Source organism: Njordella aestuarii, from assembly GCF_056494165.1.
The window spans coordinates 6,244,202-6,259,947 of the sequence record NZ_CM151397.1; the positions used below are offsets into that span (position 1 = coordinate 6,244,202).

The following is a 15,746-nucleotide window of genomic DNA, read 5'->3' on the forward strand; positions in this document are numbered from 1 at the left end:
TGGCATGAAGTACTGGGGCACACAGATCACGCAGCAAATATGAGTGAGACTGTCCATCGCGGGCGGTTTCTGCGGGCGATCTCCTCCCAGCCCATGACGATCAGCCACTTGGCACAATAACTTCAGAGGTTCAGGATTGCAGGCAAGAGCAATCCTGCGGCCACTTGCACGGTCGAGTTAATGCAGGTTCAGCCAAGTTTGATTAGGCACACCGAATCAAACCCAAATTTGAGCAATCAACGCTCGCTAAAACACCTTTCCTATTTTTCCTTGCTCTCGATTTTGTAACACTCTTTAAGTGTTCTCGCTTGGTAATGCAGACTGTTGTCAATTTAGGCATCCGGTCAGGCGAAGAGACGGCCTTTTTATGTCTCTATCTCCAAATTCGGTTGGCTACCAATAGCCCCACGAGGACAAGATGAAAACGATAAATATCATGAAGACTGTGTCATTCGCGCAAGTAGCACTGATTGCATTGATCGCTCTAGGCCCAGATACCGCGAATGCCCAAGATTACAGGTCGTACTTCAACCGAGCATTGCCTCCAAGTACATACGGCATCATGTCGATTCCAGACAATAGGATAGGTTTGCAATATGCTTTATCCATGATTGGAAAGAAGGTTGGTAGCGGTCAATGTACAGATATAGTAAATATGCATCTGGCATACTCAGGAGCCCGACCTGCAGACTTTCGAGTGGAAAGCCGTTACGTCTGGGGCGCTCAAGTAATAAACACCATGCCGCAACCAGGTGATGTGATCCAATTCGAGGGTTGCTTATTCGAGTGGAGTTCCGGCGGCTACAATGGAAAATCTGAAATGTTCCATCACACCGCAATTCTTCTAAGTTTCAATGGTTCTAAACTAACCGTGTTACACCAGAATGCGCCGATTGGAGGGGCTGTGTCGCAGCAAGTAATAGATGTTAAATTTCTCACCAGTGGAACCATGACCTACTGGCGCCCAGTTCGATGGTAATTTCGAACACGCTACAAATTGGTCAGCGAACTCGATGCAATAACCAAATCTAAAGGCGTGTCCCGAAATCGGTATGTGCATAAAACAATCGCTATGACACCGTTGCTTAAAAAATCCCAAACGGTATACGGGGTCATAGCGATGAAGCGCCAATATTCTAGCAACCTTACCGAAAATCAATGGCGGTTGCTTTCTCGTCTTCTGCTTTCATTCGCTGAAATGCGAAAGTAAGAATTTTTCTCAAAACTCAGAACTCGGCGTCGCTCATTCCGAAAACAATCGGCTGGTCTTGTTTGAGCAAGTGAATATCGGTTTCAAATCCCCGCGTTTTAATAATCTGAGTAAGCTCTTGAAGTCTGGGTGTATACCCATCTCGAGTCACGAGCACTATTCGTTGCCGTTGTACGTCCAACGAGTTCAGCGTCATCGCTAGCCAGTTTGCTGCAGTGACATTCTCACTCGAAGCACGTGATTCAATAGGCTGATCCGAGAGCCTCATACTTAGATTCTTCTGTAGCGAGGCTTTTAGATTCACCGAATAATTGTCGACTACCAAGTTCGTTTGCTCCAGCATTCGAATATGCTCTACGTTTACTCCGTTGGTCTTACTCAATAGTTCTTTCACCGATTCCTTCAGCTTCGACTTGGCTTCATCAACTGGAATCGGGAACAGCGATTCACCGGAGAGCTCGATAAAATAGGACCGCTTCAAAACCGGGCGATTCAAGTGGTCTCCTGTAAACGCATTCCATGCTGTCTTACTATTCCCGCTAGGATCGAATAACGCAAAACCCTTCCACATTCCTTCTCCGAACCATTCCGGACTCCAGTAATAAACAGCTTCGATATCAGGGTGTGTGTTACAGAATATAATCAAATCTTCAATCCAACGTTGTTGCCCTGACTCGGTCATGGGATAACCCATCACTTCGTACTTCCATCGCGAAAACTGACCTCGAAAATCACGAGTACTTGGATATGCTGTTTCAGCAATTACTATTTTTCGGTCAATGGCTTTGGCTAAACTGCTAACGCACTGGCCAAGTTCATGCACATCTCTAGAGCCACCGATATTCGAAGACGGAAAATACGAGAGGCCAGCGACGTCGAGTTGGACGCCTTGATCCTTCATGAATTGAAAAAATGCAATACAAAAATCTGTATCCCACCAATGGGAAATATGCAACATGAACTTTGCATCAGGATCTGCCTTGAGAACACCGGCTTGACATGCTTTGATTAATTCAGCAGACCTCGGCCAAATTCTTCTTTGCAATGCGAGTGGAGTCTTCTTGGAGCTCTTACCCGGATACTCGCCGCAGATTCCATAATCAATTTCATTTCCGATTTCATACAAATGGTTGCTCAAGCCTTCGCTACGAAAATGGGTCACGATGTCAAAAGCGTATTCCTCGATCGCCGCTTTTCGCTCTTCAAACGAAAGCGATTTCCATACTTCTGGTATTGGCTGTTTCATCAAGTCCGCCCAGTCTTCACTCAAAAAAACTACCAAGTACGGATTCAATCCAGCTGCGAGCGAACGTTTCATTACTTTGGTCGCGTAATCTCTGCCGTTCGTCCCTTCGTCTTTGGTCCACAGTCGTATCCGGAAATCAGTAACGCCGCGTGCCGCCATCATTCTAAATAAATCAACGGGTTCGCTATTGTCTCGCCATTCTGATGCACTGGATTCCATGTCGAGGGAGTAATTGGCGTCGACCCCAAGACGCAGTTTAGGTTTGTGGAACGACGAGCCTGAACTCGACTGAGCCAGAACCTTTTCAATCGAAGCAATTGAAGTCACTGTCAGCATGAATATGCATACTCGATGTAGAAATAGTGTTTTACTTGCCATGGTATAAACTCAACTTCGTGATTACTCGCGATCCCGCAGTTAATAGTAGTTCAACACTGAAAACAATTAATCAACTTTGCCCTACTTTGGATTGGCTCACCAGTGGTCCATCCGGAATTTCGTGGGTAGAGATCTAATCCGCCGCAATGGAAGTAAACTGCAGTCTTGAGATTCTCTACGTTGCGATAGCCGCCTACTCGCCTTTTGATCGACAGGATCTTACTGTTCATCCCTTCGGCCACAGCGTTCGTGATCCGATGCGTACAGTAACTAACTACGTTGCCCAGTCGCTCTTTGATCGTCCGGGCTACGGACTTCATCGGCTCAAGTTTCGTATGGATCACACTGCGATACCACTTGTTAAAATACTGCGTCGCTGTGCTCGCATCGCACTGGTCCCAAAGTCCTCGAAGAATTTCTTTGGAGCACCAAGCTTTCGCTGTTTGCATCGTGCCATGATAAATCGACGCGAACGTTTCGCTTTGTGATTCGCTCAAACTCTCTTCGCCTTTGCGAAAAGCTTTTTCATCGATACCAAGGTGCGGGATTGGTTTGGCTTGCTTGCGAGCTTGGCCACGCTCGACAGCACGCTGCAGGATGTTCCAGGCTTGGTCCCATTTAATGTCTAAGATGTTCATGGCTCCTTTGACCGTTTGCGTTGCTCGCAGCACGTCGATCGTCAAACGTTCGAAGAGCAAGGTGAACCGGCTATGCTTTTCTGCCCAAGGCACTGCGACATACTTGATACCATGCGTAGGACATTGGGCACGCGGGACGCTCGCAACGAGGATTGTTTTAAATTGACTCGAATCTAAATGCCGCCAGCGTCGCTCTTCGGCATGATTATAGCATGCGCCAGTGTGATCACACTGCGAGCACGAGAATGTTGCTTGATCTGGGTGGTTGACTCGAACGACAATCTCTTTGGCTACTTGATCCAGAACGACTTCTTGAACAAACCACGGATTGTTGAGTCCAAGGATGTGTTGATATAATTCTTTGTCTTGCATGGCTGATTTCCTCCAGCCCTGATTCTACCAACTTCACGAAATTACCGGATGGACCTTATTTCTATACAAGTTCTTAAGTCGCTAAGGCCCTGGCCAATCTCGTTTGCGACTAAAATACATCGACAAAAAACTACTAACTTGGAAATTTGATGTAAGATGGCGGGCGTAAAAGTCAGAAAATAGCCCTGAATTACCGAGGATTTGCTTTCTGCTTCTGTTCGTCAACTAGGCCTGGCTCTGTGCAGTCGTGCCACACTTAATAGTGCCAGATCGGGGCAGCGCCAGGCCTTCCAAGACGCAAATTCTCTTTTCTTTGCAGTTTTGCTGCCGAGTTGCTAGGATGATCTTGCCTTTAATCCTACTGCCGATGATTTGTTGTCTTCGCGGTGGGCAGCTTGCCACGTTCGGAGCGGTCAGAGAAGTCTAACGCGGAATCTGTTGATTATTGCGCTGTCGATTGTGAATCTACAATCTTTCACGCGGCATTCTCAGTTGTTAATTCGTGTCTACATGCGCTTCGCTTGTTTCACCAAAATCGGTTCGGGGAAGAAATATGAGAACGGTAATCGGCTTCGTGAATAAGTGCTCTCGATCTAAGTCTGACCGTCTTAAACGAAAGAGTCGGTTGCGGAATCGAAAGCGGCTACTTCAGCACGAACAGCTCGAGACACGAATCGTTTTAACACTTCCCACTACGCAGGCGTTTGCAGAAGGGGACATGATTTCGTACAACGGTTCGACCGTAGATACTGTTAATGACACGCTTAACTTTGATGCATTTATCGACTTTGCTGGCGATATAGATTCCTATTTTTTTGCACCGCAGTTTACCGGCACTTATACCATTGACGTTGGCGATTTCGGCAATACTGTCGATCCCGAAGTGGCTGTATATCTTGCTAGTACAGGGCAACAAATCGGCTACAACGATGATCTATCCGCAACAAACGATGATGCACGTTTGATAATTAACTTGACTGCTGATGTGCGGTACATCATTGCGGTGGGGGACACGCCTGCTACGACGGCTGGAAATTTATCGATTATTGTCACAGCCCCCTTCAGAACCGGCTCGTTTCTTATCGCGCCGGACTCTTTTGGTGATGCTTCTGCCGGGGTAATTTTAGATGTTAATACAGACATTGATTACTATTCAATCACAGCGCCTGCCGATGCAACGGGAGGTTTAACGGTATTTGCAACTGAGTCGACCTTTAACCATCGAATTGCATTATTCAATGCAGCCGGTACGTTAGTGCAAGGGCCATTTACGTCCCTCGGAATCTCCAATGTGGTCCCAAATCAAGAGTATCGTATCGCAGTGTATTCTGCTGACTACGCCGCCTCAGGCTCACTAACGTTGGGTGTTAACTTTGCTCAATCGGGCGCAGTCGTCACGAACACGTTAGATGCTGGACCGGGATCACTTCGGCAAGCGATTCTCGATGCTAATACGCATCTCAATGACGTCGGCCTTCCTGACAAGATTCGATTTGCCATACCCGGTGCAGGTCCTCACAACATAGTGCTCGCTTCGGCGTTGCCTTTTATCACGGAAGCGGTTGATATCGATGGCGGCACGCAACCCGGTGCCGGCACGACGCCAATTGTTGCTATTGATGGATCAGCACTGGTTGGCGCCATCGATGGTTTGCGAATTAGCGCCGATACCACGTCCATTCGCAAGTTGAACATTCGCAATTTCCCCGGTGACGGAATTGAAGTCCTAGCCAGCCTAGTTCTTCTGGAAAGCAACACGATCGGAACTGACTGGGGCGGGATCTTGGCGAGGAGCAACCAGGGCTACGGAGTTCGCATTCAGGGAGGAGCTCGCAATCGAATTGACACGAATGTGATCTCTGCGAATATCGATGGCGGTATCGCTATACTAGGTGAGCTGGCTGACAATAACGTGGTCACAGGCAATACAATTGGCGCTCGATTGGGTGGGAGTACAGCGTTGCCAAATGCCGGCAATGGAATTGTCATTATCAATGGAGACACTAATGAGGTTAGTAATAATATTATCTCTGGCAATACGCTCGCCGGCGTAGTCCTAACCGGAAGCGCAACATTTAATACACTTACCGGTAACAGAATAGGAACAAAGGTTGCGGGAAATATAGCGCTGCCCAATGGTGGCGATGGAATCGTCATTGAGTCATCAAGAAATCAAATCGGAGGAAATCAAGTCGCACTGCGAAACATCATCTCTGGCAATGCAAAAACAGGTATTACGATTAGTGGTCCTGCTGCTTCGAATAATGTGGTCGAAGGAAATATGATAGGAACAAATTTGAATGGAAGAGCAGCTGTCCCCAATGCGGGCGACGGCATTCGGATTGTCAATGCTTCTAACAATCGAATCGGTTCCGCAACTGACTCCGGTGCACGCAATGTAATCTCAAGCAACGGAGGCTCTGGAGTGACTTTTCTGCAGGCAGGTTCCACAGGTGGAGTTGTGGTCGGCAATTTTATCGGAGTCGCGTCTAATGGAACGGGGCCGCTGGGTAACGCCGGTAGCGGAGTTCTACTGATGTCAGGTGCAACCAATGTGCAGATTGGTGGTTCGACCGGTCGCTCCCAAAACGTCATATCTGCCAACAAGTCAAACGGTGTCTCAGTCTTGGCAAATGCCAATAATAACCGAATTTCGCGGAATCGAATTGGTACGACGGCTTTCGGTGAACCACTCGGGAATGTCGGATCGGGAATCGGGATTCAAAGTTCCGGCAATATCGTGGGCGGCAGCAACGCGAATTTTGCGAACATCATTGCCGGAAACGCTAATGGAATCACCTTCTCAGGCGCAACCGCTATCAACAACACCATTGCGTTCAATTCGGTTGGCACAGACGCAGCTTCCAATGTCGGTTTTGGAATTCAGTTTGTGAACGGAGCATCCAATAATACCGTTGGGCCAAGCAATACGATCCGACGTAATAAAACCGGCATTCGAGTCAATGACGGCAGCATCAGAAATAAGATCACTCGCAATTCGATCAGTGAAAACATCAATCTAGGTATTGATTTATATCCCGCTGCAGGGGCAACACCGAATGATGCGACTGACGCTGATTCCGGCGGCAATTTGCTGCAGAATTCGCCCTTGATTGCAGATTCTCCGGTTCTAATTGGAGCAGACTTGGAAATCGCGTTTTCGGTTTCCAGTTCTCCGACCAATTCGGCCTATCCGCTAACGATCGATTTCTACGTCAGCGATGGCGGAGGTGAAGGTGCAAAATTCATCGTCAGCACCCTTTATACGGCGGCAAACTTTGCGGCCGGTTTAAAGACAATCAGCTTTATCGGAGCTGGCATGAATCTCACAGCCGGAGTGAGCAAGATCGTTGGACTGGCAACTGACCTAAATGGCAACACTTCAGAATTCTCTGTTCAGCGCAACGTCGTGTCAGGGGGCGCGGCGTTACGGTCAGCGGCCCCGCAATCTACGAATGCCGTCAATACTAACACCAACAATGCGGTTGATCTTGGTTACGTGATTTCGATCATTGGGATTATGGATGGCCGAATCGCGGAAGGAAAAGGAAGTATCGTCGGCAATGACCCAATTGCCGTACGATATGACCTCAACCGCGACGGGGAATTGAATCCCTTGGATGTGTATTTGGCAGTACTGGAACTCAAGAAAGCAGACCTAGCTAATCAAACTTCTGCCACGGATTTGCAATTGGCGGATAAAGATTTCTGGGACTCTGTTTTGCAAGATCTAAACGCGGACGAGTTGAGCCAACCCAAAATCCTAAGCTCTCACGGGTAGAGTATGCGCTTATGAAGACTAAGATCGGCAACCAATTGCTTGAGCTTGCGATTCTCTTCTTCAAGCTGCCTACGCCTTCTTAGCTATGCAACGCCCATCCCAGCAAACTCCTTCTTCCAGAGATAGAATGTTGGTCGGACACTCCCAACTTCCGAGTAATTTTTGCTATCGCTGTACCTGCTTTTGCTTGCCGAAGGGCAAACGCAATCTGATCTTCGGTGTACTTTTTTCGCTTGATAAGCCAATCCTCCAAATAAGGTAAATTAACAAAAAGCTGACATCTTTTCTGGTGCAAGAAACGTGGTGAAGGTCAAACCTCACGCCAGTCGCCGGCAGAGCTCACGTCTCTAGGCAAATATCGTGCTTGTGCAGCGACGACGTTCGTGTCTTGCTCTGGGGTAGGACTAACTGGCGGCGAAACTAGTCCAAGGAGCAGCTGAACAACACATGCTAGTTGTGGATAGAGCCCATCGAGCGAAAAATTCAGGGGATTGCATTGCACATGTTGGCCCTCCAAGTGTGCGCCGTTCGCATCATCAACGAGCTTTTCGGCTTCGTCTCGACTCACACCTCTCGTTATGAAACTTTGAATCATTCTTTGACTCTAGCAGCGGAGTCATCGTGACATCGTGATAGAATTTCATCGCTACGACCTTCTGGCCGCTTCGAAGATGTTGAAAAAGCGTTTCACGGATCTTTTCTTCGAGACTGATATAGAAGCGGACCATGTTCTGAAGTCTTCCTTGAAATCAAAAAAAGTTTTTCCGTATGGACTCCAGTAAGCATTCAATTCACGATCGAAAGTTGAGTAGATCACCCCACACACAGGAGCACCTTATTTGTTATTGCAAAATAGCTGAATATCTGAGAGGCGGCTGCACATTCTAAGATGTGCTTTGAGTCATTTCAAACACCGATGCGACAAAGTAACAATACACGACGCTCTTGCTTGCCAGGAAAGCGTCGTGCAAGTTGCAGTGAGTATTCGAATGGTTCACAGGTATTTGTAGTGCTACACCTACCGTAGGTGAATTGATTAAGCGATAGTTATAAAGACTTTTGGCGCTGAAAGTGTAACCGCCGAATAAATTTTCGATTGACGATAAGCTCAGGTCCGAGAGATGACTTTTACCGATGCGTGCTAGTCGACGGAAATCGTCACGTCGTAACAGCTGTGCTCGACAAGCTTCTCTCTGCTGCGCACGATTGCCTTGACTGGAAGCAAATATGAGTTCGATTTAGTGTCACGAAACAGTGATGTAAGCCAACTGGTTTCACCAATGCACGCAGTCACACGGATTGAACCGAAGTTCCGTTTGCGGTGAGGGCAGAGCCGCTCTAGATTATTGGCTTCCTCGGTGGGCATGCTGATAAACCACCACGAGGACTCGCCGCCGTACTTCCATAGTTCACCGGTAAAACTACAACGAAACACCATACTGCAATTCCAAGGACAAAGTCGAACAAGAAGAGTTTATGGCAAGATCCATCAACCTCGCCGCTTTCTTGCCTTTGATTTCTCTAGTGGTTGCTCAACATCATCGCGAACGCGAAGCAAGGTATTTGACCAATATGCTTCATATTTGTTGATCCACCTTTCGAGTATATCGCGAATAGGTGCTGCGTTGAGCGAGTTGACGCGAACTCTCCCTTCGCTTCGAGTATTCACAAGTTTAACTGCACGGAGGACGTCCAAATGCTTCATCACAGCAAAACGCGAAAGCTCGGGAAACTGCTCAACGATCTTTGTCGTTTGCTTTGGTCCATCGCGCAGCAGATCAAGGATTGCCCGACGCGTCGGATCTGACAGTGCCTTCCATGTTTCGTCGGAATCATGCTTGCTCATTTTGGCTGCTCAGCCAAAAGCTTTGTCTGTTGCAAGAGATACTGCCACCCCGGTTTAACACGTGCCTGATGCTCTTTTTCCATCGGCCCGACTACTCGATGTCGCAAGTACAATTCCACTCCGTCGGCGATTTGCGTCAAGCGAAATTGCATGTGGCTGGCGACTGGATAAGACATAAACATCGGCCCCTGCAATTCAAGCAAATTTGGCGGCTTAATCACCTGCACAAATGCCCAAAAATGTCCCTGACCGGCACCTAGGTCTCGGAACCACCGACCGCCCGGCCATTGCTCAAGGACCATTGGCATCGGCTTGTTATCCGGCGTCGAATTGTTCTCTGTTAAGCGACTGATTAAAGCGCCGTAGGCATCCTTAAGGGCAGACCTAATTTCTATGGATTGCTCCAAATCCAGTGAAAGCTCTATCGTCTGACTCATATCGTTCGTTTCGTCAGGGAAAAGATCTGAAGGGATTGACATGTTTGTTCAATCTAAATACGTTACCGAAAAGTCACTTAATGTCAAATGAGTCACCAAGAAATGGGGATGAGAAGATGACTGTCCGCACAAAATTAGTCGAGGGTCGAAGATCGGTTCGGTATCAATCCTACGATGAGTTGCTGGAGGACGCTGAGCGAATCGCGTTGACAGGCTCAGTGCAGACTTTGGGAAACTGGTCGCCAGGCCAAATCCTCAAACATCTGGCCGACGCAATTGAAAGCTCCATTGATGGAAGTGGTTTTGCGTTACCTTGGCCGATCCGAATTGTCTTTACGAAGCTGATGAAACGCAAATTTTTACACGATTCAATACCGGCTGGATTCAAAACGCCTACAAGGTTTCAACCTGGGCCAATGGACACGCATGTAGCTTTGGAAGCCTTGCGTCAGGCCGTCGGCCGAATGAATTCGGAGACGGATCGGGCGATGCACCCTGCGTTCGGTCATATCACGCGTGAGGAATGGGACCAATTTAATTTGCGCCACTGTGAAATGCACATGAGCTTTATCAAAGGATAGTCACAAATGAATCCATCTCTTTCATTCACGAAAATTCTTCTCGGAACGGTCGGTTATCTGTTAGTCACTTTTCCATTAGCTTTTGTTTGGCATTTGGTGCTTTTCAAGGACACATACGAACGTCTCGGTAGCTACACGCGAAAAGAACCTATCATTGCCTTTGGATTTGGCGCCATACTGCTCCAGGGCATACTTCTTTCGATGATTTACCCACGGCTTTGCAATTGCAAGTCGATTATCTCAGGTGCACTAAAGTTTGCGATCCTGGTTGGTGGCTATCATTGGACAGTCCACGTTTTGGCTGAAGCTGCCAAGCAATCAATCGACCCGATTTCAGTTTGGTTTTCCTTGGAGACTACTTATCTCGCGATTCAATTTGTGCTCGGGGGCTTCCTATTCGCTTGGATTTTTAGCAAGCAGGAGAAACTGCAATGACTGAAGAAGACGAAGCTCTCGTAGACCGCATTCGTCCCTTTATGAAGCGTCGCAAAGGCTACTCAGAGCAAAAGATGTTTGGCGGCGTGTGTTTCATGATCAACGGCAACATGTGTGTAGGTCCATGGAAGGGCTCACTTATTGTAAGGCTTGCCAAGGAGGACCATGACGTCACTCAATCGATGCCTCATGTCAAGCCGATGGACATTACTGGAAAAGTCATGAAAGGCTGGGCAAGAGTCGAGTCCGCAGGAATCCGATCGGATGCAGAGTTGAAAGCCTGGATTGAATCATCGGTGAAGTTCGTTCAAACGCTCCCGAGTCGCGATAAAAAGAGCGGCGAGGACAAACGGCATTGATGGTGCTGACATAGCGTTTTACAAGGCGAATACGACCGATAGACCAAGTATCGCAAACGAGCACACGAAGATTCAACCTTGCCCGAACTGCCGTCTGGTCGTGATGCCATCAATGACCTATTGGTTCGATTGCGATTTGGCTAGTGATTATTTGCCAACTCATTCATTTCAACTCTATATTCTTCGATGCGATCCAATGTCGCGTAAGATTGCTTTTGCATCAGCCAATTGACGTAGCTGATTCTTGAATCTGAGATAGGTATTGGCTTGGTCCAGAGAAAATTCTGGCTGTTCACATTGGCGATGATTTGCTTCGCTGGACTACGTGCGACGCGGAAGTAGATTACCTCCGAATCGCGTTTGACAATCAAGTTAAAACTGTCTGCCGTGGAGGCTGCCATTGGCTCAGGTGACCATCCCAATTCTTTGAACTTGGCAATGTAACTTTCATTAACAGCCAATAGATCGACTTCTGGATCGAGTTCGAATCTGATATTGTTTCTCGACTTTTCGTAGGTCACTGGCGATGAGGCTGACAGAATTGGGAAATCGGCAACCTGCATCCCTTTTTCTTCTGCTACATTTTCTTCATCGCTTTCGGTGTCCTTTATCGGAAGAACCTGCCAGGACGAATTGCTGTATTTGCCAGCGACGACATGAGTGCGTTCATCTGCCAATTTCACCAATTCAATCGTGATGTCGCGTTGACCTTGATAGAACTGTAACCAGCACAATTCGTCTGTTACTTTTCGACCAACCGGTGCCGCCGTCCATCCATGTCGCTTCATCTCCATATCAAAGTAAGCTGTTGCTTGAGGCAGGCTCATTTTTGTAGAGCTATTCAACTGTAGGTCGCGGAAGTCATTGAATTCAACCAAGCCACTATCGGTTGCAAAGGGCAACGTATTCAAATTGGGCCTGAGCATAAACAGGACCTGATTTTGTCCTTCGCGTTCGACATCCGGGGAAATCATGACTCGCAAGTGACAGCCGTTCCACTGAAAATTAAGGTCGCGTTCATCACCTGATTCTTTGGCTCGCTGCAACAAATGATCGATTGCCGTCCAACCCGCCGCGTGAAGTTTCTTAAGGAGTTCGCATTCAATCTCCAAAAGTGGAGAATTAACAGAACAGGTCATTGACGAAAATGAACGATTCTTGATCTCAACGTTACCCGACTCTATTTTCGGAATCCAATCGGTACTGATGTTGCCCAAATACGATAGCCCAACGTTGGTTTCTTGTGGCGTGGCCGAATAGACCGATACTTCTACACGAAGACCATTTTTTTCAAAAAACAGTTGCGCCTCGTTGGCTCCTTCTTGGACCTCACTCCAACCCAATTGCTCAAAAAGGTATCGATAATAGAGCCGCGACTCGTCCGCCGAAGTTGGCAAGGTACCGTAGGTTTGAAACGCATTGTCCGCTGGCATCTTCGAACCAGGAAATCTCGCCAGACTTCGAAGATCAAGCGCAGCCAGGAGTTCTACTGTAGTCGCAGGAACTCCTGGCTGTTCACTTTTAGCAACTGGTATAGTCGCAGCAACAGTCATTCCAGATTTCGCAGCTGCCGCAGCATCGCCCCAAAATCGCAGATTGCCGTCGAACGTCGCGACAACCAATAGATTTGTATTCGGAAGCCAAGACATCGAAACTGGTGTATTGCCAGTGCAGTCGATCGTTTGCAGCACTTGATTGCGAGCGATATCCCACAATTGAATCTTCTCACCGTCCAAGGCCGCGAGTCGTTTTGCATCGGGAGAGAATTGCACAATGGCACTTGTTGCATAACCAGCGTTGACAGTGCCCAGCTTTTCGTCATCTGCGCATCGCCATTGGATGAACGCGTCATCGCCAAGCGAGATCCACGAAGATGCGTCCTGTGCCTTCACGGCGCATTTGTGATAACTTATATCGGTGAACGTCTTTAGCAATTTGCCTGTGGTTGTATCCCAGGCCGAAGTTGTGTTGCCAGCGACAACCAAGACGTTATCTCGAATATACTCGAACTGCGAAACCTCTCCAGAATCGATTTCCCATCGAGCTTTCTCCGTGAGGTCAGTCGCATTCCATAAGGACAGCTTGCCATTGCGGCAAAGAATCGCAATTTCAGTGGCATCGATCGAAACAGTGAGCCGTTCAGGGTACTTAAGTTCAAGCTGTTTAGCGATTGTCTCTTTGCCTGTAGATAAATTGAAAACGCGGCACCAATTATTCTCTTGCAGGACAAAACAAGACTCGCCATCCGCTGACACTTTGCAAGCGATAATGAGTGATCCTTTGGGCGGCGTTTCCATCAGGACAACAGGTGGTTGGCTACGATCAACGGACCACAACATTAGTTTAGCCCCTGAGGTGACGAATTTACCTGCATCGCCTACGGACTGGACGCTGGCGATAAATCCCGCTTTTTCGTCTTCGCGAATATCGAGCAATTGAAGTGGTTCGAATACGACCGGCTTCCAGCGAGCGATTTGCTCCGGCGTTGGCTTTGGGTGAATCTTTTTAGTACGCTCAAGCTGCGTTGCGCCGCCTGTCGTCGGCTGCGATTTCACGACGTCCTTGGCAGATTGTGAAGCTGATCCGGTTGAAGACGAACTGTTAAGTACTACAGCATTGGACCCGTTGCTTGTAGCACTTTCCGCATTCTCATTTTCAGTTACCTGTGCTGCAGTTGATTGCGAAGGAGCCGGTAGTTGAGATGCTGCTGTTTGCGCAGGTTTTGATTCACAACCGCAACACGCGAGCAGAGAACCAACTGTTAAACAATAGAGCCAATGCGACTTTTGAATTGATGCCGAGCACATAATTTGGTTCTGCAAGGATAGAGCTAATGAGAAGCAATTCCACTGAAGCTTGCTACTTTACAGTTAGTGTAACTTTGTTTCTGTAAATTCAAGTTATCAGCTATGGCTCGTTTGAGTTCGTGATCGCAGCGAACGAATGAAAACGAGCCATAGCTGGGTGGCCCTCTTGTAAGAGTGGGCCAGGATTGGTTTCTTTTTAGTTACCAGACTGAAAGGATCCCAACACCATGACCCACGCGTTCCAATCTAACAATACTCACGAAGCTGTCCAGTTGCTCGCCGAGCACGGCTTCGATTCCATGGCACAAGCGATCCAAATCCTCATGAATGAAGCGATGAAGATCGAAAGGACCGAATACCTCAACGCGGCCCCCTACGAGCGTACCGACCAGCGTAGAACCTACGCGAACGGGTTTAAGCCAAAGACCGTCGATAGCCGACTCGGGAAGCTCCAGCTCCAAGTCCCCCAATCCCGCGACTCCCAGTTCTACCCGTCGGCTCTCGAACGTGGTGAACGAAGCGAAAGGGCTCTCAAACTGGCAATCGCTGAAATGTACGTCCAAGGTGTCTCCACTCGCAAAGTCGCTGCTATCACGGAACAACTTTGTGGACTTGAGGTGACTAGCACTCAAGTCAGCCGCGCTGCTGCCTTGCTCGACGAAGAGCTCGAGGCCTGGCGGAACAGGCCCATCGGGCAAGTCGAATACTTGATCGTCGATGCTAGATATGAAAAGGTACGCGTTGATGGAACTGTCAGAGACTGCGCTATTCTGGTCGCTATCGCCATCTTGCCTGATGGTCATCGAAGCGTCGTCGGAGTTAGTTGTTCGCTCAGCGAAGCCGAAGTGCACTGGAGAGAGTTCTTCGAGAACCTCTTGGCTCGCGGAATGACCGGAGTAAAACTCATTGTTAGCGATGATCATTCCGGATTGAAAGCGGCGCGCAAAGCGGTCATGCCCTCGGTGCCGTGGCAGCGATGTCAGTTCCATCTCATGCAAAACGCTATGCATCATGTCCCCAAAGTCTCGATGCGCAAAGAAGTTGCTGATGACCTGCGGGCCGTGTTCGGTGCCAAAGATGCTGTTGCCGCTAGCCAAGAACTAAAGCGAATGGTCACAAAATATCAAACCGATGCGCCCAAGCTGGCTACATGGGCCGATAACAATGTCCCCGAAGCGTTCGCCATCTTTCAACTGCCAAATGAACATCAAAAGCGAATGAGAACCACCAACATGCTTGAACGTCAGAACAAAGAACTCAAGCGTCGAACTCGCGTTGCTACGCTCTTTCCCAATGAAGCCTCCGTCCTCCGACTCGTTACTGCCGTCCTCGTCGAACTATCCGACGAGTGGGAAACCGGAATGAAATACCTTACCTTTAACCCCTGAAATCAATCCGACTTTTACAGAAAACATGTTGCTTTATCACTTTACATATCGAGAATTATGCCAGAGCCCGGCCTAAAAAAATACGTAGGCTAGCTAGAATCGATATTATTCCGCGAACTCTATTCTCTGAGACGTTAGCTTTGATAAGGAAAAGCCGATGACTTCGTCAATGCTAGGGCGATTTTCTGCAGCACGGCTAACTAGTCGCTAGAAGGAATTTGTTCAGAATGGCCGCTAAGATGATCGAGTCTCGATTTGTACACTGACT

General features: G+C 48.1%; 13 protein-coding genes and 1 pseudogene. 6 read left to right on the plus strand and 8 right to left on the minus strand.

The window, feature by feature from the left end; genetic code table 11:
• Positions 1 to 418: 418 nt before the first annotated feature.
• The gene (locus SH451x_RS24340) at positions 419 to 979 is read left to right on the plus strand and encodes a CHAP domain-containing protein (protein WP_479359883.1); all 561 of its coding nucleotides are present in this window, start codon (positions 419 to 421) and stop codon (positions 977 to 979) included.
• 247 nt (positions 980 to 1,226) lie between these two features.
• Here the strand turns inward: SH451x_RS24340 and SH451x_RS24345 are convergent, their stop codons facing one another.
• Positions 1,227 to 2,834: a glycosyl hydrolase 53 family protein gene (locus tag SH451x_RS24345; RefSeq protein WP_479359885.1), complete on the minus strand. Its 1,608-nt coding sequence runs from the start codon at positions 2,832 to 2,834 to the stop codon at positions 1,227 to 1,229.
• 50 nt (positions 2,835 to 2,884) lie between these two features.
• Positions 2,885 to 3,844, minus strand: coding sequence for a transposase (locus tag SH451x_RS24350; RefSeq protein ID WP_479359886.1), 960 nt, complete (start codon positions 3,842 to 3,844; stop codon positions 2,885 to 2,887).
• Positions 3,845 to 4,397: 553 nt separating this feature from the next.
• Here SH451x_RS24350 and SH451x_RS24355 point away from each other — a divergent pair.
• A complete protein-coding gene (locus SH451x_RS24355) occupies positions 4,398 to 7,625 on the plus strand; it encodes a beta strand repeat-containing protein (protein ID WP_479359887.1) in 3,228 nt (1,075 codons plus the stop codon).
• Here the strand turns inward: SH451x_RS24355 and SH451x_RS24360 are convergent.
• The 5 genes and pseudogenes from SH451x_RS24360 to SH451x_RS24380 all read right to left on the minus strand — a co-directional run.
• Positions 7,625 to 7,863, minus strand: a pseudogene (locus SH451x_RS24360) (transposase); the annotation flags it as partial. The gene SH451x_RS24355 and the pseudogene SH451x_RS24360 sit on opposite strands and share 1 nt — an antisense overlap.
• 72 nt (positions 7,864 to 7,935) lie before the next feature.
• Positions 7,936 to 8,220 carry a hypothetical protein gene (locus tag SH451x_RS24365; RefSeq protein ID WP_479359888.1) on the minus strand — a complete coding sequence of 95 codons (285 nt, stop codon included), beginning with the start codon at positions 8,218 to 8,220 and terminating at the stop codon, positions 7,936 to 7,938.
• Positions 8,221 to 8,766: 546 nt separating this feature from the next.
• On the minus strand, positions 8,767 to 9,063 hold the full coding sequence (locus SH451x_RS24370) for a DUF1905 domain-containing protein (protein WP_479359889.1): 297 nt from the start codon (positions 9,061 to 9,063) through the stop codon (positions 8,767 to 8,769).
• A gap of 51 nt (positions 9,064 to 9,114) precedes the next feature.
• A complete protein-coding gene (locus tag SH451x_RS24375; protein ID WP_479359890.1) occupies positions 9,115 to 9,471 on the minus strand; it encodes an ArsR/SmtB family transcription factor in 357 nt (118 codons plus the stop codon).
• A complete protein-coding gene (locus SH451x_RS24380) occupies positions 9,468 to 9,950 on the minus strand; it encodes an SRPBCC family protein (protein ID WP_479359891.1) in 483 nt (160 codons plus the stop codon). Before SH451x_RS24380 ends, SH451x_RS24375 begins: the two co-directional genes overlap by 4 nt.
• 74 nt (positions 9,951 to 10,024) lie before the next feature.
• Between SH451x_RS24380 and SH451x_RS24385 the strand changes: the two genes are divergently transcribed.
• From SH451x_RS24385 to SH451x_RS24395, 3 genes are read left to right on the plus strand one after another with little or no spacing between them, the layout of a single operon-like run.
• Complete coding sequence (locus tag SH451x_RS24385; RefSeq protein WP_479359892.1) at positions 10,025 to 10,489, plus strand: DUF1569 domain-containing protein; 465 nt, start codon at positions 10,025 to 10,027, stop codon at positions 10,487 to 10,489.
• A 6-nt stretch (positions 10,490 to 10,495) separates the two neighbouring features.
• Entirely contained in the window at positions 10,496 to 10,924 is a 429-nt protein-coding gene (locus SH451x_RS24390) for a hypothetical protein (RefSeq protein ID WP_479359893.1), read from the plus strand.
• Complete coding sequence (locus SH451x_RS24395) at positions 10,921 to 11,283, plus strand: TfoX/Sxy family protein (protein WP_479359894.1); 363 nt, start codon at positions 10,921 to 10,923, stop codon at positions 11,281 to 11,283. The genes SH451x_RS24390 and SH451x_RS24395 overlap by 4 nt, the downstream gene beginning before the upstream one ends.
• Positions 11,284 to 11,423: 140 nt before the next feature.
• Here the strand turns inward: SH451x_RS24395 and SH451x_RS24400 are convergent, their stop codons facing one another.
• Positions 11,424 to 13,838, minus strand: a complete 2,415-nt coding sequence (locus tag SH451x_RS24400; RefSeq protein ID WP_479359895.1) for a WD40 repeat domain-containing protein — start codon at positions 13,836 to 13,838, stop codon at positions 11,424 to 11,426.
• A gap of 479 nt (positions 13,839 to 14,317) precedes the next feature.
• Here SH451x_RS24400 and SH451x_RS24405 point away from each other — a divergent pair, with 479 nt between their 5' ends.
• Positions 14,318 to 15,478, plus strand: coding sequence for an IS256 family transposase (locus tag SH451x_RS24405; protein WP_479357360.1), 1,161 nt, complete (start codon positions 14,318 to 14,320; stop codon positions 15,476 to 15,478).
• The last annotated feature ends 268 nt before the right edge of the window (positions 15,479 to 15,746 follow it).

Excerpts from the sequence above, each read along its gene's own strand:
- SH451x_RS24340 (WP_479359883.1), top strand. The coding sequence starts at position 419 with ATGAAAACGATAAATATCATGAAGACTGTGTCATTCGCGCAAGTAGCA.
- SH451x_RS24345 (WP_479359885.1), bottom strand. The coding sequence starts at position 2,834 with ATGGCAAGTAAAACACTATTTCTACATCGAGTATGCATATTCATGCTG.
- SH451x_RS24350 (WP_479359886.1), bottom strand. The coding sequence starts at position 3,844 with ATGCAAGACAAAGAATTATATCAACACATCCTTGGACTCAACAATCCG.
- SH451x_RS24355 (WP_479359887.1), top strand. The coding sequence starts at position 4,398 with ATGAGAACGGTAATCGGCTTCGTGAATAAGTGCTCTCGATCTAAGTCT.
- SH451x_RS24365 (WP_479359888.1), bottom strand. The coding sequence starts at position 8,220 with ATGATTCAAAGTTTCATAACGAGAGGTGTGAGTCGAGACGAAGCCGAA.
- SH451x_RS24370 (WP_479359889.1), bottom strand. The coding sequence starts at position 9,063 with ATGGTGTTTCGTTGTAGTTTTACCGGTGAACTATGGAAGTACGGCGGC.
- SH451x_RS24375 (WP_479359890.1), bottom strand. The coding sequence starts at position 9,471 with ATGAGCAAGCATGATTCCGACGAAACATGGAAGGCACTGTCAGATCCG.
- SH451x_RS24380 (WP_479359891.1), bottom strand. The coding sequence starts at position 9,950 with ATGTCAATCCCTTCAGATCTTTTCCCTGACGAAACGAACGATATGAGT.
- SH451x_RS24385 (WP_479359892.1), top strand. The coding sequence starts at position 10,025 with ATGACTGTCCGCACAAAATTAGTCGAGGGTCGAAGATCGGTTCGGTAT.
- SH451x_RS24390 (WP_479359893.1), top strand. The coding sequence starts at position 10,496 with ATGAATCCATCTCTTTCATTCACGAAAATTCTTCTCGGAACGGTCGGT.
- SH451x_RS24395 (WP_479359894.1), top strand. The coding sequence starts at position 10,921 with ATGACTGAAGAAGACGAAGCTCTCGTAGACCGCATTCGTCCCTTTATG.
- SH451x_RS24405 (WP_479357360.1), top strand. The coding sequence starts at position 14,318 with ATGACCCACGCGTTCCAATCTAACAATACTCACGAAGCTGTCCAGTTG.